The organism is Oscillospiraceae bacterium MB24-C1 (genome assembly GCA_030913685.1).
GTDB lineage: Bacteria > Bacillota > Clostridia > Oscillospirales > Ruminococcaceae > Yanshouia.
Genome location: CP133187.1, coordinates 984,032 through 1,005,503 on the forward strand (window position 1 = coordinate 984,032; position 21,472 = coordinate 1,005,503).

18 protein-coding genes and 2 pseudogenes are annotated in these 21,472 nt (G+C 46.4%); 8 read left to right on the forward strand and 12 right to left on the reverse strand.

All coding sequences use genetic code 11. The annotated features are described in order from the left end of the window. Positions 1-81: 81 nt before the first annotated feature. The 4 genes from RBH76_04790 to RBH76_04805 form a co-directional block, all read right to left on the reverse strand. Complete coding sequence (locus RBH76_04790) at positions 82-1,257, reverse strand: amidohydrolase (GenBank protein ID WMJ84748.1); 1,176 nt, start codon at positions 1,255-1,257, stop codon at positions 82-84. Further along, on the reverse strand, positions 1,254-2,444 hold the full coding sequence (locus RBH76_04795; protein WMJ84749.1) for an amidohydrolase: 1,191 nt from the start codon (positions 2,442-2,444) through the stop codon (positions 1,254-1,256). The genes RBH76_04790 and RBH76_04795 overlap by 4 nt, the downstream gene beginning before the upstream one ends. 92 nt (positions 2,445-2,536) lie before the next feature. Further along, positions 2,537-4,081, reverse strand: coding sequence for an AbgT family transporter (locus tag RBH76_04800; GenBank protein ID WMJ84750.1), 1,545 nt, complete (start codon positions 4,079-4,081; stop codon positions 2,537-2,539). A gap of 329 nt (positions 4,082-4,410) precedes the next feature. Further along, entirely contained in the window at positions 4,411-5,301 is an 891-nt protein-coding gene (locus RBH76_04805) for a LysR family transcriptional regulator (protein ID WMJ84751.1), read from the reverse strand. 175 nt (positions 5,302-5,476) lie between these two features. Here RBH76_04805 and RBH76_04810 point away from each other — a divergent pair, with 175 nt between their 5' ends. The 6 genes and pseudogenes from RBH76_04810 to RBH76_04835 all read left to right on the forward strand — a co-directional run bounded on the left by RBH76_04810 (position 5,477) and on the right by RBH76_04835 (position 13,000). Further along, a complete protein-coding gene (locus RBH76_04810) occupies positions 5,477-6,718 on the forward strand; it encodes an NAD/NADP octopine/nopaline dehydrogenase family protein (GenBank protein WMJ84752.1) in 1,242 nt (413 codons plus the stop codon). A gap of 66 nt (positions 6,719-6,784) precedes the next feature. Further along, a complete protein-coding gene (locus tag RBH76_04815) occupies positions 6,785-8,116 on the forward strand; it encodes an MmgE/PrpD family protein (protein ID WMJ84753.1) in 1,332 nt (443 codons plus the stop codon). 114 nt (positions 8,117-8,230) lie between these two features. After that, a pseudogene (locus tag RBH76_04820) lies at positions 8,231-9,574 on the forward strand (sodium/glutamate symporter). Between the two features lie 523 nt (positions 9,575-10,097). Continuing rightward, positions 10,098-10,406 (forward strand): thioredoxin, encoded by a 309-nt coding sequence (gene trxA / locus RBH76_04825; GenBank protein WMJ84754.1) that lies wholly within the window; start codon positions 10,098-10,100, stop codon positions 10,404-10,406. 93 nt (positions 10,407-10,499) lie between these two features. Continuing rightward, positions 10,500-10,721, forward strand: a complete 222-nt coding sequence (locus tag RBH76_04830) for a hypothetical protein (protein ID WMJ84755.1) — start codon at positions 10,500-10,502, stop codon at positions 10,719-10,721. A 155-nt stretch (positions 10,722-10,876) separates the two neighbouring features. Next, a complete protein-coding gene (locus RBH76_04835) occupies positions 10,877-13,000 on the forward strand; it encodes a methyl-accepting chemotaxis protein (GenBank protein WMJ84756.1) in 2,124 nt (707 codons plus the stop codon). Between the two features lie 93 nt (positions 13,001-13,093). Here RBH76_04835 and RBH76_04840 read toward each other — a convergent pair whose 3' ends face one another. Beyond that, on the reverse strand, positions 13,094-13,963 hold the full coding sequence (locus RBH76_04840; protein WMJ84757.1) for a LysR family transcriptional regulator: 870 nt from the start codon (positions 13,961-13,963) through the stop codon (positions 13,094-13,096). Between the two features lie 110 nt (positions 13,964-14,073). Here RBH76_04840 and RBH76_04845 point away from each other — a divergent pair, with 110 nt between their 5' ends. Further along, entirely contained in the window at positions 14,074-15,126 is a 1,053-nt protein-coding gene (locus tag RBH76_04845) for a putative sulfate exporter family transporter (GenBank protein WMJ84758.1), read from the forward strand. A gap of 43 nt (positions 15,127-15,169) precedes the next feature. Here the strand turns inward: RBH76_04845 and RBH76_04850 are convergent, their stop codons facing one another. From RBH76_04850 to RBH76_04880, 7 genes and pseudogenes are all read right to left on the reverse strand, one after another. Then, a complete protein-coding gene (locus RBH76_04850) occupies positions 15,170-16,702 on the reverse strand; it encodes a lipid II flippase MurJ (GenBank protein WMJ84759.1) in 1,533 nt (510 codons plus the stop codon). A 15-nt stretch (positions 16,703-16,717) separates the two neighbouring features. Next, on the reverse strand, positions 16,718-17,788 hold the full coding sequence (locus RBH76_04855; protein ID WMJ84760.1) for a Gfo/Idh/MocA family oxidoreductase: 1,071 nt from the start codon (positions 17,786-17,788) through the stop codon (positions 16,718-16,720). A 9-nt stretch (positions 17,789-17,797) separates the two neighbouring features. After that, complete coding sequence (locus RBH76_04860; GenBank protein WMJ84761.1) at positions 17,798-19,111, reverse strand: nucleotide sugar dehydrogenase; 1,314 nt, start codon at positions 19,109-19,111, stop codon at positions 17,798-17,800. A 255-nt stretch (positions 19,112-19,366) separates the two neighbouring features. Beyond that, a complete protein-coding gene (locus RBH76_04865; protein ID WMJ84762.1) occupies positions 19,367-19,501 on the reverse strand; it encodes an ATP-binding protein in 135 nt (44 codons plus the stop codon). 94 nt (positions 19,502-19,595) lie between these two features. After that, positions 19,596-19,883, reverse strand: coding sequence for a hypothetical protein (locus RBH76_04870; GenBank protein WMJ84763.1), 288 nt, complete (start codon positions 19,881-19,883; stop codon positions 19,596-19,598). Further along, positions 19,880-20,584, reverse strand: coding sequence for a histidine kinase dimerization/phospho-acceptor domain-containing protein (locus tag RBH76_04875; GenBank protein WMJ84764.1), 705 nt, complete (start codon positions 20,582-20,584; stop codon positions 19,880-19,882). Before RBH76_04875 ends, RBH76_04870 begins: the two co-directional genes overlap by 4 nt. Next, positions 20,577-20,837: pseudogene (locus RBH76_04880) on the reverse strand (winged helix-turn-helix domain-containing protein). The gene RBH76_04875 and the pseudogene RBH76_04880 overlap by 8 nt, the downstream one beginning before the upstream one ends. A gap of 146 nt (positions 20,838-20,983) precedes the next feature. Between RBH76_04880 and RBH76_04885 the strand changes: the two are divergent. Next, positions 20,984-21,472 (forward strand): hypothetical protein, encoded by a 489-nt coding sequence (locus tag RBH76_04885; GenBank protein WMJ84765.1) that lies wholly within the window; start codon positions 20,984-20,986, stop codon positions 21,470-21,472.

The window sequence follows — 21,472 nt, forward strand, 5'->3', positions numbered from 1 at the left end:
AAACATAAACAGCAATGCTCCGGACGCTTGTTGCACTTTCTATTTCCTACGTTCACGCCATTAGTTGCCGGTCACCTTTTATTACATTTGTGCGTTCAGGTAATCAACTGCAAATTGTGCGTAAATGGCTGTTCCACACTCTAAAACATCTTCGTCAACATCAAACTCAGGATGATGATGGCTGCAAACGATGCCTTTGTCACGATTGCGTGCGCCTAAAAAGCCATACACACCTGGCACCTTTTCCATCAAGACCGAAAAATCCTCAGCTCCCATCATCTTGCGAAGCGGCACAAGACTGTTTTCGCCCATAATCTTGGCTGCCGCGCCACGGGCAATCGCGTTGAGTGCTGGGTGTTCGTTGATAACCGGACCGGGCAAAAATTCATAGTCGACTTGTGCAGTGCAACCATAGATAGCGGCGGCGTGGGAGGCAATCTGCGTAATCTGTTCGGGAATGCTGTGGCGAAACGCCCTGTTAAAGGTACGTACTGTTCCGACAAGTTCTACCGTATCAGCAATGATGTTGAAACGCTGTCCGCCGTTCATCATACCAACGGAAATTACCAACGCATTGAGCGGATCATTCAGCCTTGCAACAAGTGCCTGAAGCGCCATATTGACCGCCGCCGCGGCAACGATAGCATCACTACCCTTATTTGGTGCGCTGCCATGTGCGGCTTCGCCATGAATCGTAATGGTAAAGCGGTCGCTGGAGGCCATCCGCTCATCGTCTTCAAAGTTAACTGTTCCGGCATCAAGCATTGACCACACATGCATGCCAAAGATGGCGTCCACATCATCAAGGGAACCGTTTTTAACATAATGCTCAGACTGTATACCTATTTCTTCCCCCATTTGAAACAGCAGCTTGACCGTACCATGTAAAGCTTCGGGGTTTGAGACCAGTACCTTTGCCGCGCCCAGAAGCATCGCTGTGTGGCAGTCGTGACCACAGGCATGCATCACACCGGGGCACTGCGACGCATAGGGCTTACTCGCAGGTTCGGTGATTGGCAACGCATCAATATCGGCGCGCAGCACAACGGTTTTCCCCGCGTGTTTTCCGCGGATAATGCCGACCGCACCAGTACATTCTTTGAATTTAACGACTTCAATTCCACTCTTTTCAAGTTCAGATACAATATGTGCAGTTGTGTTAAATTCTTTGGTGCTTAGCTCAGGGTTTGCATGAAGCCAGCGGCGCTGTGCGATAACATAGTCCTTTAATTGCTTTGCCTGTCCTTTAATGTTCATGCCTTCTCCTCCCCTGCTGCGCTCACCAGATAGTCCGCCGCAAACTGGGCATATAACGCTGCGCCGCGCTGCAGAACCGATTCATCCACTGTGAATTTATCTGAGTGATTCGGCCACACAATACCTTGCTCAGGGTTTAGGCAACCGATAAATCCGAATACGCCGGGCGCCTTTTCCATCAGCATTGAGAAGTCCTCAGAACCAGTAACAGGCGGCATATCGCGCAGCTGTTCCGGCCCAAAAAGCTTGATCGCAGCAGCGCGCGCGATTTTGTTGAGAACGGTATGTTCATTGATAACGGGGCCTTCTATCGAATCATAGATCAACTCTGCAGTGCAACCAAGCGCCGAGGCAGTATCGGTTATTATTTTGCGAATACCGGGTTCAATAGTCGGTTGTACTTCGCGCGAGAAGGTGCGGATGGTCCCCTCCAACTCAACGCGGTCGGTAATAATATTGAATTGTGTGCCGCCCTTGACCGTACCAACCGTGATGACCAGCGGATTGAGCGGATCGTTGCGACGGCTAACAAAGGTTTGCAGATTAAGTATAATGGCACTGGCCGCCATTATAGCATCCTGCCCTAACTGCGGCGTGGAGCCATGTGTCGAGCAACCGTGTACAACAATTTTGAAATTATCACAGGAGGCCATTCGGTAACCGTCCTGAATATTTATGAAGGGTGCTGGCATAACGCCCCAAACGTGGCAGCCAAACAATGCGTCAACATCGTCTAAATAACCCTTTTCGACATAATATTTTGCACCAAAGCAGGATTCCTCAGCTGATTGAAACAGTAATTTGATCGTGCCACTAAGCTCCGCCTGGCATTGAGAAAGTATTTCGGCGGCACCCAGCAACATGGCCGCGTGACAATCATGACCGCAAGCATGCATTTTCCCCGGGATTTCAGACGAAAAATCCAGTCCGGTTGCTTCTTTTGTGGGCAAGGCATCAATATCGGCACGTAACATAACGCTCTTCCCTGGCCTGCCGCCGCGAATGGTACCGATTACGCCATAATAATCATTAAAAGTTGTTGTTTCTATGCCGAGCGTCTCAAGCACGCTAACAATGTATGCAGTGGTTTCTTTCTCTTCAAAAGGCAGCTCAGGATGGCGATGAAACCATCTTCGGTGCGCAATAATTTTATCTTCAAGCTGCTCCGCAAGCATTTTAATATCCACGTTATAAATTCCTTTCCTTTCTGACACAACTAAGGCTGAGGCGATTCGAAGAGTTTGTCGAACCGCCTTGCCTTTTTAAATCGGCCTTTTCTTTAGGAAAGGAATATGCCGCCACCGGGTCCCAGTGGCAGATCTAACAATGCCCAGATTACCAACTGGATAATCCAAACCACAGAAAAAGCGGCGGAGTAAGGCACCATATTGGCAATAACAGTCCCCATACCGGTGTCTTCTTCATATTTACGAGCAAAGCCGAGAATCAGTGGGAAGTAATAGAACAGAGGGGAAAGTGGATTGGTGATAGAATCGCCAATTCGGTAAGCAACCTGGGTGACTGCCGGGTCAAGTTTCATCACCATCATCATAGGTACAAAAACAGGCGCCAAAATGGCCCACTTTGCAGAAGCCGAGCCAATGAAAATATTGACGATGCATGAAACGATAACCAGGCCTATAAGCAACGGGATGCCTTCAAAATGCATGGCGGTAAGTAACTCGGAACCTTTAATGGCTATGACGGCGCCAAGGTTGCTCCAAGAGAAATAGCTGGTAAATTGCGCGCAGAAGAAACAAAGAAGTATGTAAGGTGCAACGTCCTTGAACGCATCTACAATAGCGGCGAATAAATCCTTGTCATTTTTAAATTTACCCGAAGCAAATCCATAGACAGCACCGGGAATAAACAGGAACAGCGCAACGCTAACAATAATACCGCTCATAAACGGCGATTTAGAACTCATCAGCGATTTGCTTTCCGGGTCTGCCAGAAGCGGATCGGGGCCTACACACATTAAAATGAATACCACAATGAAAAGGAGAAATGCGATTCCAGCCGCCTTTAAGCCTTTATTCTGCTCAGGTGTAAGCTTTGTTGTAGAGATATCAAAATTGTATTTTGATAAATCCGCACCGGCAAAGCGACGCGCCATAAATTTTTCGGTTATAAGAGTACCAACGATTGAGAGCGCAACACAGGAGACAACGAGAAAATAGTAATTGATGGCGGGTGATGCTGAATAGTTTGGATCCATCATTTTGGCTGCCGCCTCAGTAAAACCATATGCAAGCGCATCGGACATACCCAGCGCAATATTGGCACAAAAGCCGGCGCTAACGGCAGCAAAAGCGGTGAACATTCCTAAAAAGGGATGGCGGCCAATGCCTAAGAAAATAATCGCAGCAAGAGGCGGCATGATAACAAATGCAGCATCACCGGCAATATTACCGTTGATTCCAACGAAGATGATCGCAAAAGTAACCAACGAAGGGGGTGCGCCAGCAAGCAGTTTTTGCATGAGCGTGGCAAGAAATCCGCTTTTTTCAGCAGCACCTGATCCAATTACAGCGACAAGCACCATACCGAAAGGTGCAAAACCTGAAAAGTTTGTGACGGCCTTACTCCACATCATGCGGAATCCGGATTTTGATAGCAAATTTGTTACAGTGATAATTTCACCTGTTCCAGGATGAACTGCGCTGACACCGGCGGCACTGCATATGCCGGAAATAACAACAACCGCTACTGCAAGAATAACAAAAAGCGTCACTGGGTCGGGCAGCTTGTTACCGACCCGTTCAATACCACCAAGCATCCGGTCAAATAACGTATTATTTGTCTTTATTTTCGTCTTAACCATAAAAGGCCCTCCTCGTTGTTCGTCTTCAATGTCATAAGTTTTACACCATACAAAATGTACTGATCGATGCTCCCGCTTTGATGGCTCAAGGTAGTGTATTGGGAGATGAGTTGTCATTGTTCATTCAAACTAAAAGCACAATTATTACTGATTACGCCAACTCTACATTTGAACCTAGGTCTACCGCCTTGTTTTTATGCCACCTTCTTTCTAGTTTTAATGCTCTTCCTCGTTTCCTCCTCTCTCAATCTGGAATTTCTTCTTATATTTACAGCACCGTAATCAACAATCTACTTTATATTTAAACATAAACTTATAAAGTAGACGCGCTATAACAAATTTGAATTTTCACAAATTGTTTTTATCAACCCCTGCATCTGGGGGGTAACCCATCTGTTCTTATGATAGAAAAGTTGACTCCAAAATTGTATAGGATTCATATCTACATCAATAATGGAAAGTGTTTTATGACGCACACTATCATAAATGACGTATACAGGCAGGAACGATACCCCCATTCCCCGACTGAGCAAATTCGTTATAATTGCAGTATTATCTATTTGCATAAAAGGGTTAACAATCAAGTCCTGCATAGCGGCCTCTTGCTCCAAAGCCTTTCGGTATAGACCAACCTTTTCAATCATAATAAGCGGTTCTTGCAACACTTCCGCAAGCGGAACATGACGCTTTTGTGTAATTGGATTATTAGGTGAACCAACAAAAACGATCTGCTCTGCATTTGAATAAGCGCAAATACAATCTTTTTCCAATATCTTTTTATCAAGAACATAGATGATATCCAATGTGTTTTGACGTAACATCTGAAATAAGCTTGATGTAGAAGCTGTCTTAATTTCTACAGTTACTTTTGGGTATTTTTTATGAAAAATCGGTAATAAATTCCTGAAGTTATATGAAAAAAGCGATTCCAATACACCTATTCGGATATGTCCATTTACCTCCTGCGGTGTTTTGCCAATCGTTTTTATTTTCTTTTCAATCTGCAAAATTTCGTTTACATAGGGAATAATATCTTGCCCTACCGAAGTCAGCGCCACTTTCTTACCAATTCGATCAAACAACGGCTTCCCAATCTCTTCTTCTAGCTGCTTAATTTGCATGGTTATGGTAGATTGTGCATACCCCAGCTCATCAGCTACTTTTGTAAAGCTCTCCAATTCAGAAGCCCTTATAAAAGTGTATAGATTCCTCAGTTCCATCTTTGCCCCTCACACTTCATTTATTTTGAACGCATTGTTCAAAATCATTCGTTTTACAAAATGATTATAGCAAACTATACTGAAGTTGTACACAGAAGGCAGGATATTATGGCAAAATACCAAAAACATTTCTGAACTGTGACTAACCTGCAACTCAAAATAAAGGAGAATTATTATGGGAAAGATGGCGTACTTAAAAGAGATGCCCATTGCTGTATTAGGTGGTGGTGCGGTCGGTAAAACCTGTGCGGCTGATATGAAGCTGGCCGGAAGAGAAGTTCGACTCTATGACGCGATGCCCTTCGCCGAAACCTCTTTGAAGGATCTCGACAAGACCGGCATTCTATTTGACGGCGTGCAACGCAACCGTGACTGCTTTGAACGCTCGGGCCGCGCTTTTCTCGATCTTATCACCACCGATATGGCCGCCGCCGTCAAGGGAGCCGGACAGATCGTGGTTGCCTGTGGCTCTTGGGGCCACGAGCCGATATTCCGCGCCCTGATTCCTCACCTTGAGGATGGGCAGGTGGTTAATGTCTTTACCGATAACTTTGGCTGTCTACTGCTGCGCCGAATGATGCGCGAGATGGGATGCACCAAAAAGATCATTGTTGGTGGCTGGTCTTCCGCCCCCTATGGCACTCGTATTGAGAGTATTGGTAAGTTCCAGTTTCCCCACGTCAGCGCCAAGTACCGTGCCATCTCTCTGCGCGGCGCGGCTCTGCCAATGACCGATACCAACGACTTTCTTGAGGCCTCTCGCTATCTACCCTGTATGGACGCGGTAACACAGGGGGATGGCCCCTCCGAAGCTAACACGATCCTCGACGTCGACTTTGCCAACGTTAACCCCGTTATCCACGTTCCTGCTACTGTCTTAGGCGTCTCCACCATGGAAAACTGGGGCGTTATTTTCTGCGGTCACGACAAGACGACCTACTCGATGTATTCCCACGGCCTCTGCCCTTCGATCTGTGAAGTGCAGTATCAGTTCTACAACGAGGAGATTGCTTTGGCCGAGGCCATTGGCGTGGGTATTCCAAAATATAAGTATGAGATGTTCTTCTCCCGCCGCAGTGTGCTAACTCAGGAATACATGGGTCTGGACAAGGACGGCAATGACAATGTTGTATTCCCACTGGATCAGCCCTCCACCGAGGGCAACACCGGCCCTAACAGTATTCATCATCGCTATATGACTGAAGATGTACCGATCGGCTGCAAAGTTTATCACGACCTCGGTGTTCAATATGGCGTTCCTACTCCGATAATTGATTCAATGATTATTCTTGCTGGTTCAATGCACAAGAAGAACTTCTTTGAAACAAGCAAATACAATTTGGCTTATCTTGGAATTGACAATATGAGCAAGGAAGAGCTTCTTAATTATTTAAACAACGGCGTCTATATTAGATAATTCAGTTTGCTGGCGGGTCTCTATCTCCATAGTTACCCGCCATACTAAACTTCTATGGAGGAAGCTATGATATTTAACACCGATTATCGTGTAGAAGATTATATTTTAAACAGCCAGTGGGACCAAATGCCCCAACACATCAAGGAACGCGCCGTTGTTTGTGGCATTGATCTAATCATGGCCCTTATTGTGGGAAGTAAAGGTAATCAATTTGCTGTCGGAAATAAGGTTGCATCATCAATGATTGCTAAAGGTGATGTTTCTGTGCTAGGTTCGAAGGAAAAATATAATATTCTCGGTGCAACTATCGCTATGTCCCACGCATCAAATTCTTTCGACATCGATGACGGTCACAACATGATCAAGGGACATCCCGGAACATCGTTTATTGCAGGTATTCTTGCTGCCGCCATTGAAAAAAAAGCAACTTATAAAGAGTTCCTTACCACATTGATTGTTGTATATGAAACTTCAATTCGATGGGCGCTTGCAACGCAAAATCATTATAACTATCTTCATAGCACGGGAGCATATGGCGCTTACGGAACCGCAGCAGGCATTGCCAGACTATATAATTTAAGCAAAGAGCAATTAAACAACGCACTTTCAATCGCAGATTTTCATGCACCCATGACGCCCGTTATGCGTTCAGTAGAATATCCTTCAATGAATAAAGACGGCGTGCCATTTGGTGCTTTAGTGGGCGCGATGTCAATTATTGAAACGCTTGCAGGATCCACAGGGTATGGAAATTTGTTGGAAACGCCAGAGTATCAAAGTTATGTAGATAGTCTCGGTCAACAATTTGAAATAATGAATTTGTATTTCAAACCCTATACTTGTTGCCGCTGGGCACACCAGCCCATTAAGGCTTGTATTGATTTAATGAACGAGCACGGATTCAAAAGCGAAGATATACAGAAAGCAACTATAAATACCTTTGATTCCGCCGCAAAGCTTAGTAAAAAAATCCCACGGACTGCAGATGAGGCACAATATAATATTGCATGGCCAGTGGCTTCGGCGCTAGTATGTGGCGATGTGGGTTATAATCAGGTTTGTGAGCTGGCGCTCGGTAATCACGAAGTCATCGCCATGATGGATCGCCTAGAATTTGTAATGGATCCAGAGATGGACAAACAGTTCCCGCAGAAACGACTTGCTTGGGTACATATTGAATTAAAAGATGGAACCAGCTATACTTCGGAGATTTACGCTGCGCCCGGTGAACATACCGATATGGTAGATATCCATTGGATGACCGAAAAGTTTCTGCGTATCACTAAGCCAATGCTCAACACGGAAGAACAGAAAAAAATCTTGACAATGCTTACCGAGGATTTAAACACCCCTGTAACAGAGGTTGTTAATTCAATAAACAATTATCTGCTCAAATAATCCGATTATCTAAAAAGAAAAACACAGTAGCGGCGCTTCTCTGCAAGGACGTAAAATGAAAGGAGAACTATAATGAACTTAAACCCTTATGACCTCTTAATGGACTTCGCGATAATGTCCATTCTATTGTTTATTGCACAATACTTAAGAGCCAAAGTTCGCTTAATTCAGAAATTACTTCTTCCTTCCTCCTTAATAGCAGGATTCATGGGCCTGTTTTTAGGACCGCAATTTTTAAATGTTCTTCCCTTTACGAAAAACATCAGCTCCTATGCGTACCTTCTAGTTGTATTCTTGTTTGCATCATTATTTATTGGCAACGAGGGTGGCGGATCCTTTAAACAAACAATGGATCAAGTTGGAGACACTTTCTTAATCAACTCAGCAGTTTATTTTGGACAGTATGCAACTGCACTTCTAATCGGCGGCGGAATTCTTGTTGCATTGTTCCCTGAGGTTCCACAGGCCTTTGCAGTTTTAATGCCGGGTGGATTTATTGGAGGACACGGCGCAGCCGCGGCATTTGGCGGCGCTTTTAAAGAGCTGCTAAATTGGGATGAAGCACTCCCAATAGGGCAAACTTTCGCAACAGTTGGTTTGTTGGTTGGTGTTCTTGGTGGTGTTTTAGCCATCAATATTGCAACACGGCTTAAAGCAACACGTTTTATTAAGACAATGGCAGAACTTCCCTGAGGAATGCGAACTGGTATGATACCCAGCGAAGAACAGGAATCCATGGGTAAAAACACCGTTAGCCCCATGTCTATTGACCCTCTTACTTGGCACCTCGCGCTTGTTTTAATAGCAACCTGCGGTGGCTATTACTTAACCAATTATCTCCAAGCGTTGTTCCCCAAGTTGAGTATACCAATGTTCTCTGTTTCAATGCTATGTGGTGTTGCATTGCAGTTTTTACTTAAAGCACTTGGTCTTACAAAATATGTTAGCAAAGATGTTATTACACGAATTGGAAGCTCTGCAACAGATTATCTAGTTGCATTCGGTGTTGCGTCCATTAAGATTTCGGTGGTAATTAAATATCTATATCCAATAATAATCCTGACTCTTATAGGTGTTACCTTCGTTGTATTCTACCTTGTAATGGTTAGTAGAAAGCTGTTCCACAACTTCTGGTTTGAGCGTGGAATCTATATTTTTGGATGGTCAACAGGCGTAGTTGCCATAGGAGTTACTCTTTTAAGAATCGTTGACCCTGAATTCAAGAGCAATACCCTTGAAGATTATGGTATGGCTTATGTGTTTATGTCATTCATCGAAATTGGTTTGATTGCACTCTTGCCCACGCTGGTTGTAAACGGCTACAGTTTTGTTGCTGGTGGCGTGTGCTTAGCAATATTCGGACTTCTACTTTATATTTGCAAAAAGCGATATGGTGTTTATAAAGGAAAGGTCAGCGACTTGCGTCCGGGTGAATCTGAAGTGCTATCTAAAGTTTAACTATAAAACTTTAGATTCGTTTTTTCAACTCTTAATCATAAAATCCTATCAAAAAACGAGCGCAAGGAAAGTACCCTGCGCTCGTTTCTTATGTTGCTGGACTACCAATGATAGTTAAAAACAGGCTATACCCATGCGCTGCGTTCATTAACTTAATTCCATTTGAAAAAAGTACTGGTATGGGTTTGAACCAATACCAGCACTTTCGGCCTATCGAAAAAACAGCTTTTCATAAAATTAACGCAAATAAAAACCGCCTATCAGCGCTCCAAGCCCTGAAAACATTATCATCAGCGCAAGAAGCAACGCGATCGCCCTTTTCACAAGACCACCTCTAATTACCTTTTTATATCGTTATGCAAATATACTAACAAATAGACAGATTGAAGTCAAATCAATCGAGTGCAAAATTTCGTCAACGTATTACCAACCCAATAAACAAAAAAATATTTAATCTTTTTGACTTAATGGCAAAAATCGGGTAAAATAAAGGTGTTAATATTAGCCAAGGGAGGTTAAAAAAATGTCTGTTATGGTCATTACAAAGGATAATTTCAAAAAAGAAGTGCTTGAGTCCGATATCCCGGTATTGCTTGACTTTTGGGCACCCTGGTGTGGGCCCTGCCGCATGGTGTCTCCCCTCGTCGATGAGATTTCGGAGGAAATTTCCCATGCTAAGGTGGGCAAGGTAAATGTTGACGAGCAGCCGGAACTGGCAGCACAGTTTAAGATCATGAGTATTCCGACACTGGTCGTAATCAAGGACGGGAAAATTTCGTCTACAACCATCGGCGCAAAACCTAAAGCAGAAATTTTAAATATGCTTAAATAAACGATAGAAATCAGGCGGGCTGCTAAGCATTCCGCCTGATTTCTAAACACACGCATTTTATGATGCACCAAACCGAACTAAGGAGATTTTATCGTGAGAGAGTTTTTCCCTTTAAGTGCGAAAGCCTATGACCTTAAAACATTTTTAATTGTCATACTTATTTACATCGCCGTATCGGCTGTAACCGGCATCGTGCTGGGCCTGTTCAGCTGGATTCCGCTTTTGGGCAAAGTTTTAGGTATTGTGTCACAACTGATAGACCTTTATTGCTTGGCTGGCATCGTTGTCGCAATTATAATCTATTTTAAAATTTAAACGCTAGTGTGGAATGTGATGGAGCTATATAGCCCCCCAGAAAATTTAAATCGCATAATTTGACAAATTTTTTAAAAATATTTTGCCTTTTTAATTTACGTGGGTTATAATAAAGTCACAAATCAGCAAAAATCCAACTATATGGGGTGGACCTTGTGAAAATTAAAAAAGCAATGAAAAAGCTCTCGTTCGCCGTTCCTGCGAAAATTATTGCCTGCATTTTTCTGGTGATGGTTTTAATGGTTTCCGTCTTAGCGGTTACACTTACAAATTTGACAAACGCATTGGTTGAAAAACAAGTTGGTTTTTTAGCCAATAAAAACGCATCTATAGCCGCAGATTATTTGGATATGATGCAAAGCTCCTCCGCTTCCTTGGCCGATGAATTTGAAAGATACAGCTTTTTAGACGACGTCAATGCCGAAATGATGGTCCGAAAAGCGTTGCGCTCGGCGCTGGATGACCCTCGTATATTTTCAACTTATTTTGCGATGGAGCCAAATAAGTATTTGCCTGACACGCCGAGCGGACGGTCCTATTATGTCTACCGAAACGGTGACGCCATTGTATTGGACGTTGCAAATGATTACGCGGCCTACCAAAATGAGGATTATTACGCCACAAGTAAGGAAACGCTTTCGGCGCATCTTACCGAGCCATATCCATACCAGCTTTCTAACGGTGAAACTGTTTGGCTAATCACCATCAGTAACCCCATCGTTGACTACAACGGCACCTTTATCGGCGTGGCCAACTGTGATATTCTTACCGATACCCTAAACAATCTGCCCTATGACACCAACAACTTTAAAACTGCTTATAGCTTTATATTGACCCAAAATAATAACCATGTTACGCACACTGCTGATCGCTCACTGTTTGGGACACCATTTCAAACCGATAACACCGATGCGCAAAATGCGGTTGCGACCGGACAGGGATACGTGCATTACAGCGAAAACCGTGTGTTCGGCGGCAAATCCATTGAGATTTTTGAACCCATTAATGTCAGCGGCCTGGACCAGTGTTGGTCTAGCGCATTTGTAGTGAGCCGCTCAGAGGCACTAGCCTCAACACAGCAGGTTATCTTGCTTGTGATGGCGATTGCAATTGCGGGTATTGTGGCACTAGCCGTATTGTCAGCACATCTTCTGAGAAAGTCGCTTAAACCGGTTGACGGCATCGTTCATTTCTCTCAAGAACTGGGCAACGGCAACCTGGCGTCTGAGCTGAATATCAAGGAAGATAATGAGTTGGGGGACATTGCCTCAAGCCTAAAGGGAACCGCCACTACATTACAAGTTTATATTGGTGAGATTTCGCGTGTTTTAGGTGAGATTTCGCAATGTAATTTGGATATTACAACAACCGCTGACTTCTCTGGCGATTTTGTGCCGATCAGCACGTCAATGACAGAAATCATTGATGCCTTAAACCAGACGATGCAGCGCATACAGACCGTTTCTAACCAAGTTTCTTCCGGTGCTAGCCAGATTTCGAGCGGTGCGCAGGCTATGTCGCAGGGTGCCACCGAGCAGGCAGCCACCATTCAAGAGCTTTCCGCCTCTATCAATGAAGTTTCAAAGGGCATTCAGAATAACGCATCACAGGTTCACGAAGCAGCCAGCCGTGTTGACGAAGCCGTCCTGGGCATTAACGAAAGCAACAGCTATATGGACAAGATGCTACAGTCGATGGATGCTATCAATCAGTCCTCTCACCAGATCGGCAAAATCATCAAGGTAATTGAGGATATCGCGTTCCAGACCAATATTCTAGCGCTTAATGCGGCGGTGGAGGCTGCCAGAGCGGGTGAGGCCGGCAAAGGCTTTGCCGTTGTAGCGGACGAAGTACGCAATCTGGCCAGCAAATCTGCCGAGGCAGCAAAACAGACCACCGCATTGATAAAAGGCTCGCTCGATGAGGTAATCCAAGGTTCTAAAATTGCGCAGGAGACTGCCAGATCCCTTAAAACAGTCGAAGAAAAGTCCATGTTGGTCAAAATTAATATCGAAGAGATTGACCGTTCCTCCTCTGAACAGGCGTCGGCTATCTCGCAGATCACACAAGGCGTGGATCAGGTCTCGGTCGTGGTGCAGACTAATTCTGCCACCGCCGAACAAAGTGCCGCAGCTAGCGAGGAATTGTTTAGCCAGTCTGAAATGCTCAATAATGAGATCAAAAAATTCAAACTGCGCTCCGATAACACTGATGAAGCAATTCTTTTTGATGCGGCTAGCCCCGAAGAGTTCTCCGATTTTACTTCAACAAAGTATTAACTACAAATCCCCTGCCTTCGCTTTTGAGGCAGGGGATTTTTCAATAATATCAGCTTTCAGGCCTTCGCGATAAACTCACTTGTTCCAGATTACTCATCTCTGGAAAAAGGCCTGCCACTCGTTTAAAAACAATGCGTCTTTTAAAAATACATAGTTAAATTCCCGCTGTGCCTGCATACTTTCCAGGCGCAGCTTTTTTAGTCTGCCACTTTTTAAATCAGCGTGTACCACCGGTTCATACAAAAATGCAATGCCAATTTGATCGCAGACCAGTTGTTTGATAACTGCAAAATCGCTGATAACGGTGGTCTGCGCAATACTTTCAAACGAGTAATTTTGCTGCTTTAAAAGCTGTTCAAAAATAGCACGCGTACCTGACCCCGGCTCGCGAATAATAATGTTTTGCGACATGATATCGTCTATTGTCAGCACTTGGTCTGCCAGCGGATGGTCTGCCGCACATACACCGAAGAAAGTCTCGTTTTTATATAACCTAAACCCATATTTCGACTTGTCAAAAAAGCCCTCAACCATAGCAAAGTCAAGTTCACCACGCTCCAGCAAACCGAGCAGTGTATGGGTATTATCTACCAGAAGGTTTAGTCGACATTCGGGATTCTCCCGCAGATAGGCGCTGAGCATCGGGCCAATGACGAATTCACCAATGGTTTTAGTCGCACCAAGCCGCATAACAGGTTGTTGCCTCCCTCCCTGTCGCATCCGCTCTTGTATGCGCTGGCTGTTATATGCCATTGAAAGGGCGAAATCCTTTAGTCGCGCTCCCTGTGAGGTCAGCGACAGTGTTTTACCAACGTAAGAAAACAGCTTGCAACCGTATTCTTCTTCAAGATAGTGAATATGTTGCGTGACCGTGGGTTGCGTCACATTCAATATTTGGGCCGTACGGGTGTAGTTCATGACACGGCAGAGGGTCAGAAAGGTCTCGATTCTGAAATCTAACATTTTGAACACCTATGATTTTAATTTATTGCATTATAAGTATTTATAATTTTATTTTATTACACTTCTGCGTTATAATCAACCCTGAGGAAAGTAAAAAAGGAGAAATTCAAGTGAAAAAACAGCTCGATTATTTAAGTGGCATTACAATTACTGCAGCACTGGCTGTGGTTGCCATACTTTGCAGCCGTATGATACCCTACGACCTGATCAGCCCCGGCGTTTTTGCTATGCTGATCGGCATGGCGCTGTTTCCATTTATCAAAAAGTCAGGTGTACCGGCAGACGGCTTGACATTTGTATCTAAAAAAGTTCTCAAAGGTTCCATTGTGTTGATGGGTGTGACGCTGAGCTTTGCGCAGGTGATCAATGTGGGTAAATACTCGCTAATTGTCATGGTGTTTACCCTGTCTTCTGCTTTTTTCTTTGGGAATCTTTTTGGTAAGCTATTTAGAATGAACTGGAAGCTTTCTAATCTGATCGCTGCCGGAACCGGTATCTGCGGCGGTTCGGCGATAGCGGCAATCTCACCTACCATCGATGCTGATGATAGCGACATCGCCTATGCCATCTCTGCAACATTTTTGTTCGACATTGCCATGGTCGTGCTGTTTCCGATAGCGGGACGCTACTTTGGCATGTCCGATATGGGATTTGGGCTTTGGACCGGAACGGCAGTTAACGATACCTCCTCAGTTGTGGCGGCAGGCTACGCTTTTTCAGACATTGCCGGACAGTATGCCACTGTTGTCAAGTTAACCCGCACGCTTTCCATCGTACCTATCGTTATGATCTTCGCCTATATCAACCAGCGAATTAAAGCGACGGAAAGCGGTATTTCCGGTTCGCATGTCAATGTTTCGGTCAAAAAGATTTTCCCATGGTTTATACTTTTGTTTCTTGGCATGGTGCTGCTACGCAGCGTTGCCGACACCATAGCAGTGTCAGGCGGGCTTTTCTCGACAGTTCAAATCAGCACAATAGCCGGAACAGTCTCTAAAATCAGCAAATTTGCCATGGTGATGGCATTGGGCGCTATCGGTTTAAAAACTGACTTTAGAAATCTAGCGAAAAGCGGATTTACCCCTATGCTGCATGGGTTCATCATCTCAGCGTTAGTTGTTATCATCTCGTTTGTTGTGCAGATGTTCTTAGGTCAGATGTAAGCGCTTTTATAAAGAGCCGATATGGGTTTTCCATATCGGTTCTTTATTTGTATTTTCCACTATTTTGCCTGAATATCAGCTGTACCAACGAAATAGTATTAGGTTCACGCAGCAGCAACAGCGTCATACAATAGCTGCCTGTGCCGGAAAGCCCCAGCAAAGCACACGATAAAAAAGCGGAACGTACCGGAAATCTGCCCACCGCAACCACGCATCCGGCACACACCAGTCCGGCTGCCACAACAGCTTTAACATTTGGCAGCACTTGCCGCCCTTGTATCACAGCTGAGGAGAGCGCCGCCCCCAGATAATACGACATCGCGCTGGCCAGTGCAATACCGCCCACCCCAAAAATCCCTGACAGAGTCCAACTGAGTGAGACATTTAAAGCGATGGACCACAGCCCTATTTTTAAAGGTAACCGGGTATTTCCAACTGCGTATAACCCTCGTAAAAATACTGTTTGAAGCGAAAGGCCAACTAGCCCCACCGCATAGCCTGAAAAGGCCTGTGCCGTCGCGGTTAGCGCACGTGCGTCAAAGCTACCGCGCGCATAAACCAACTGTACCAGACGAGGCGATGCCACAGCCGCAACAATGCTGATCGGCAACAGCAACAAAATCAGCAATTCGGCCGCACGACAAAGTGATTGAATCAGTCCTATGCTGTCGCTGTGAGCTGATTTTTCCGAAAAATGCGAAAAGGTTACCGCCCCGACATTGCTGACCAACAGCGCCGCCGCAAATCCCTGTAACACCTGCGCGTAGCTGAGCGCCGAGACGGCACCTTCTTGCAGGCGAGACGCAATAGCCTTGTCCACAATATGTGAAAATTCTGCGGCAGCATAGCTGAGCATGAGCGGAAATGCCGCCGTTATCAGCTTTTTGCTACTCCCTGGCATATCTACATCTGAGCTGTCGGACAGCGCCGGTACAAGGCTTTTCCTAGCTGCCCAGCACAAATATGCCGTTTCCAAAAGCAACGCTGCCAGCATGCCCACCACCAGCGCTCCTGCGCCCAGATGGCTGGAGAGCAGCCACACCGCCGCTATAATAGCCACGCTGCGCACCAGTCCTCGTCCTTGCGCAGGGAGAAAATGCTTTTGTGCTTGAAGCTGCGCGGTCAAAAGCGCCGCCGCGCAGTAGAACACAATGACGGGGGATAAAAGCCGCAACAGTTTTGTCAGTTCCTGCTGGAGTGCCGACGAAAAACCAAAGCCCAGCAATTTGGCAGCAATCTCTGCAAACCCGGCAAAAAGCACTGCCGCCACAGCTGAAAATAAGCTAAAGGTCACGAGTGATTTTACAGCAAAGGCATCTGCATGACCTCGTCCCCGCTGTGCCACTTGTAGGTCATAGGTGGTTAAAAACACGATAGCAAGCGGAGAAAAAAACACGGCCGAAAGGTCAGCAAAAAAGTCCGACGCTACAAAAAAAACGTCAGTGGCCCCACCTGCGCCAAAATAGGCGGCAATGATGGCCTGTTTGACAAATCCGATAGCTTTTACCAGCAGCGTAAAGGCGGACAGTAATATAACCTGCCCGCCCGCTGTTTGAAACGCTGCTCTTTTTTGCATGCCTTTATGCCATCCTCATTCTTTTAAAAATTCCTTTGCCATGTCGACCGACGAAAAGTCCGACAGCGGCAACTTTAGTACCCGGCCTTCCTTTTGGCTTTTATAGATGGCCAACACCAGTTCCAAAGCTGCTCTCCCCTCTTTAGCATTGATCAGTGGCTGCCTGTTTTCTTTGATGGCGGACAGCATGTCGGCGTAAAGCCGTATGTGCCCGTTACCATAAACCGTCCGAATGCGCTCTGAAACTTCCGGTGCGGGCGCCCCATCGGCGAACTGCCAGTGCTCAATACGCCCGGCAGATCTGCCGCCGAGCTTAACCGTGCCCTTCTCGCCGAAGATACAGAGCGTTTCTTCAAGATTTTGGGGGTAGATGTTCGTACTACCCTCAATAGTCGCCACCGCACCGTTTTCAAAAGTCAATACCGCCAACCCCACATCCTCCGCCTCAATATAAGGGTGCAGCCGGTTACGGCAAACGCCGTAAACACGGTTAATGCTGCCGCCCATCAACCAGCGCAGCAGATCTATTCCGTGAATGCACTGATTCATCAATGCGCCACCATCAGTTTGCCAGCACCCTCGCCATGCGGCCTGTTGATAATAGCTTACACCCCTGTTCCAGCGGATAGTCACCGCCGCGTGTGAAATTTTACCAAACCGGTTTTGTTGCGCAGCTTGATACAGCGCCTGTGAAGCGTTGTTAAATCGGTTTTGATGGCAAACTGCCACTTTAACTCCCGCCGTCTCAGCGGCTTTTATAATACGGTTGGCGTCTTCAAGCGACATGGCCATCGGTTTTTCTAAGATAATATGCGCGCCTGCAGCAATGCAATCGAGTGCAATTTGCGCATGTGCGCCAGAATCAGTGGCAATGGCAACAATCTGTGGTGCCATATCCGCCAACATCCGCCGATAATTGGTATATTGTGCGAGGTACGGCACCGCTGACGGTGCGCCTTCAATCAGGAGCCGCTGCATAGCGACAGGCAAAAGATCGCACACGGCTGTGATATTCAGCCCACATTCTAGCGCTGCTGCAAGATGATTTTTGGCTATCCTACCGCATCCAATGATTGCATATTTCATAGTTTTTCCTCACAGCAGCGCAATATTCCCATTTTCCGCAGTCTGCTTCATCGCATTTTTGACATCGAACACCATGGGGGCAAAACGCGCCACGCGGGTATAATCCACTGCGGAGTGTGCTGTTGCAATGATAACAAGATCACTCTGTTGCAACAGCTCTTCGGTTAAAGACGGCGCGCTGTACCACATCTGCCCGGCGCAGCTGCATTGTGGCACATGTGGATCGTAGTAAGAAATGATCGCCTGATTCCGCGCCAGCAGAGCCAGCAAACGCAATGCCGGGCTCTCACGGCAGTCACCCACATCCTGCTTAAAAGCGATGCCCAACAGCAGAATCTTCGCTCCGTTAATCGATTTGCGAACGTTGCCCAGCATAGCGGCGATCCGGCCTATACAATAATCTGGCATTCGGTCATTGACGGCGGTAGCGCAATCGATCAACGTGGTGTGAAAACCGTATTCTCGTGCCTTCCATGACAGATAGCATGGGTCGACCGGAATGCAGTGTCCACCTGGCCCCAGCCCCGGATAAAAAGCTTGAAAACCGTAGGGCTTGGTATTTGCCGCCGCGATGACATCCCAGATATTAAGCTTCATCTCATGGCAAAGCATGGCCAGCTCGTTAATGAGTGCAATATTTACGCTGCGGTAGGTATTTTCCAGTAGCTTTTCCATCTCGGCCACCGCGGGCGAGGATGTGATATGGACCGGCTGCTTGAGCACCGCCCCATATGCTGCCGCGATAACCTCAGCGGCGTCTTCACCAATGCCACTGACAACCTTCGGGGTGTTTTGCAACGAATAGCGCAAATTGCCCACATCCACCCGCTCGGGCGAAAAGCCTAAGTAAAAATCTTCGCCGCAGATAAGGCCGGAGCCTTCCTCCAGCGCAGGGCGCAGTAATTCTTCGGTCGTGCCGGGGTAGGTAGTCGATTCCAGCACCACCACCATACCCGGATGCAGTTGCTTTGCCAGTGCCTCGGCACAACTGCGCAGGAAACTTAAATCCGGCTGACGAAACCTGTCAAGCGGCGTAGGCACACAGACGGCAATAAAATCGACCCCACCCAAGGCGGAAAAATCATCGGTGGCACGCATTTGGCCGCTTTTAACTAGCGGACCCAACGCCTCACAAACCACCTCGCCGATGTAGTTTTCACCCCTATTAACAGCATCCACCTTATGGCGCTGCACATCAAACCCGATGGTGCGAAATCCCGCTCGTGCTTTTTCCACAGCAAGTGGTAAGCCGACGTAGCCTAACCCGATCACCCCCATCACTAGGGAACGGTCTGCAATTTTTTGCAGCAATTGTTGCTTCATGCTATCCATCCTTCTGGCATAGGCCTGATTATCTTGTTAATACCGATAAGATATTAGCACTAATATTCTATGAGGTCACAGGACGGGCTGATGCTAAAATCTGGTCACAGATTGTTTTGGAGGGGGATGGTGAAGAACATCCAATATATTTTGGCGTTGAAATCGCCGCAGCGATAAGCTAAATTAATGCTTACCGCTGCGGCGTACTTGTGTTTTTAAGATTTTGCGAGCCTTTATGACGAATGATATACCCGATTAGGGTTTTGGTAGCGTTACAATAAAGGTTGTGCCATTTTGTGCGTCGCTTTGCGCCGTAATATTGCCCTTATGCGCTATTACTATGCTCTGCGTGATGGCTAAACCTAGCCCATAACCGCCTTTTTCACGCACGCGGGAGGCGTCGATGCGATAGCGCTCAAAAATATATTTGAGCTTATGATGGAATCGGTGTGCCAGTGTTGTTAACCTTCAAACAAATTTTATCTTATATGGCTTCTAACCGAACAAACACCTTACCCTTATCACCGGCAAATTCGCAGGCGTTATCCAACAAAATCGCGGCCACCTGCCGCAGTTGCCCCACATCGCCTTGCGTAGTGATACCAGAAGGAATATCGCTATCCAGTTTGACACCTTGTTCAAACGCCACCGATTCAAACGGTAGTACACTGCTCCACACCAAATCGCTGAAATCAAGCCTAGTATGCGGCACAGGGGAGGAAACCGCATCCGACTGCGCCAGAAACAGCAGGTCATCCACCAGCTTTTTCATGCGCTCGGCCTCTGCTTGGGTATTCTCAACCCACTTTTGCTGCTGTATATTGGTATCACACTTTTGTGTGATACCAATATACCAGTGTTTGCCAGAATGACTGTCAGCGGCGTTTTTAGTTCGTGGGAAGCATCTGCCGCAAACTGTCGCTGCTGCTGCCACGCCTGTTCGACTGGGCGCAGTACCCAGCGCGAAAGATACAGGCTGACCACAAGAAATGCCACAAAGCCGCCCAACAATGCCAGCAATGACGTCAAAAGCAGTTTTATCAGCGACTGCAGCTCGCGGGTACAGTCAATAAAAGCCAGACGCAGACCTGATGGCATCCGCTCAATACGATAGCGCAGGTCCCCCAGAACTCCTTCGTCGCTGCCGCTTGAAAGTGCGGATTTCACTGCCTGTTTAACCAGTTCGTCCGAAACTTCGACATTTTTTGCCGTCACAGATAGAATACTCCCACTTTGATCAAGCGAAACCCCAAATACCAGGAACAGTAAAATATCTTCTTTTGGCGGTTTAAACCATCGGTCAGAAAGTTCAAACTTGGGCGGCGGCGCCCAGGCGCGCTCCAGCGTCCGCTTACTTTCTGACACGCTGTTTTGATAACTCAATATGCAGGAGACCGCAACAACGGCAAATAGCACCACTGTTACCAGCGACATATTAATGAGCATAAACTTTTTACGTAACTTTTTAATCATTGCGCGCCCCCTCTAGGCGGTAGCCTACCTTTCGGACCGTCCCAATGGACACCTTAGAACCCAAAAAGAAGCGCTTCTTGCGCAAAAAGGAAATATACGCTTCTGCATTATTATCCTCGGCCTCAGACTATGCGCCCCATACCTTCAAAATAAGTTCCCCTTTGGGAACAATCTGATGGTTGTTGGACATTAAGATGCGCAATACCTAGAATCCTTTAAAGCCCAGATACACCGATTTCACTCCGCACGACAGGCGGAACCTTTACCCTGACCTCGGATAATGACGGTGTTCACGCCGACGGCAACCTGCTAATCACAGACGGCAATATCGACATTGTTTAGTGCTACGAAGGGCTGGAAGGCACCACCGTTACAATATCCAACGGAATAGTTGACATTGTGACACGAGATGACGGGATTAATGCTGCTGGCTCCGATAGCAGCGGCGATAGCTTTGGCAAACCTGGCACCGCAAACTCAAACTGCAATGTCACCATCACCGGCGTCACTATTACAGTCAATGCCGCTGGCGATGGGTTGGATTCAAACGGCATTCTGACAATTGAAGGCGGCTTCGTTATCGTCAATGGTTCTACCAGTAACGGCAACAGCGCGCTCGACTACGATAATAGCAGCACCATAACAGGTGGTACGCTAATTGCCATAGGTAGTTCTGGCATGGCACAGGCTCCTGGTAGCGATTCAACCCAGCCGGTTTTAAGCATTACTTTCTCCGAGATGCAAAAAGACGACACAGTTGTCAACCTGACCGACAAAGCAGGTAATTTAATTCTATCTTTCGTTCTGAAAAGCGCTTTCAGAATATCGTCATCAGTTCGCCATTTTTTAAAACCGGCGAAACCTATACGCTTTACACAGGAGCCGTAG

What these genes read in the sequence shown, in the direction of transcription:
- RBH76_04875 (WMJ84764.1), bottom strand. Translation starts at nt 20,584, where the DNA reads ATGATTAAAAAGTTACGTAAAAAGTTTATGCTCATTAATATGTCGCTG.
- RBH76_04860 (WMJ84761.1), bottom strand. Translation starts at nt 19,111, where the DNA reads ATGAAGCAACAATTGCTGCAAAAAATTGCAGACCGTTCCCTAGTGATG.
- RBH76_04805 (WMJ84751.1), bottom strand. Translation starts at nt 5,301, where the DNA reads ATGGAACTGAGGAATCTATACACTTTTATAAGGGCTTCTGAATTGGAG.
- RBH76_04850 (WMJ84759.1), bottom strand. Translation starts at nt 16,702, where the DNA reads ATGCAAAAAAGAGCAGCGTTTCAAACAGCGGGCGGGCAGGTTATATTA.
- RBH76_04855 (WMJ84760.1), bottom strand. Translation starts at nt 17,788, where the DNA reads ATGAAATATGCAATCATTGGATGCGGTAGGATAGCCAAAAATCATCTT.
- RBH76_04870 (WMJ84763.1), bottom strand. Translation starts at nt 19,883, where the DNA reads ATGAAAAAGCTGGTGGATGACCTGCTGTTTCTGGCGCAGTCGGATGCG.
- RBH76_04840 (WMJ84757.1), bottom strand. Translation starts at nt 13,963, where the DNA reads ATGTTAGATTTCAGAATCGAGACCTTTCTGACCCTCTGCCGTGTCATG.
- RBH76_04810 (WMJ84752.1), top strand. Translation starts at nt 5,477, where the DNA reads ATGGGAAAGATGGCGTACTTAAAAGAGATGCCCATTGCTGTATTAGGT.
- RBH76_04800 (WMJ84750.1), bottom strand. Translation starts at nt 4,081, where the DNA reads ATGGTTAAGACGAAAATAAAGACAAATAATACGTTATTTGACCGGATG.
- RBH76_04790 (WMJ84748.1), bottom strand. Translation starts at nt 1,257, where the DNA reads ATGAACATTAAAGGACAGGCAAAGCAATTAAAGGACTATGTTATCGCA.
- trxA (WMJ84754.1), top strand. Translation starts at nt 10,098, where the DNA reads ATGTCTGTTATGGTCATTACAAAGGATAATTTCAAAAAAGAAGTGCTT.
- RBH76_04815 (WMJ84753.1), top strand. Translation starts at nt 6,785, where the DNA reads ATGATATTTAACACCGATTATCGTGTAGAAGATTATATTTTAAACAGC.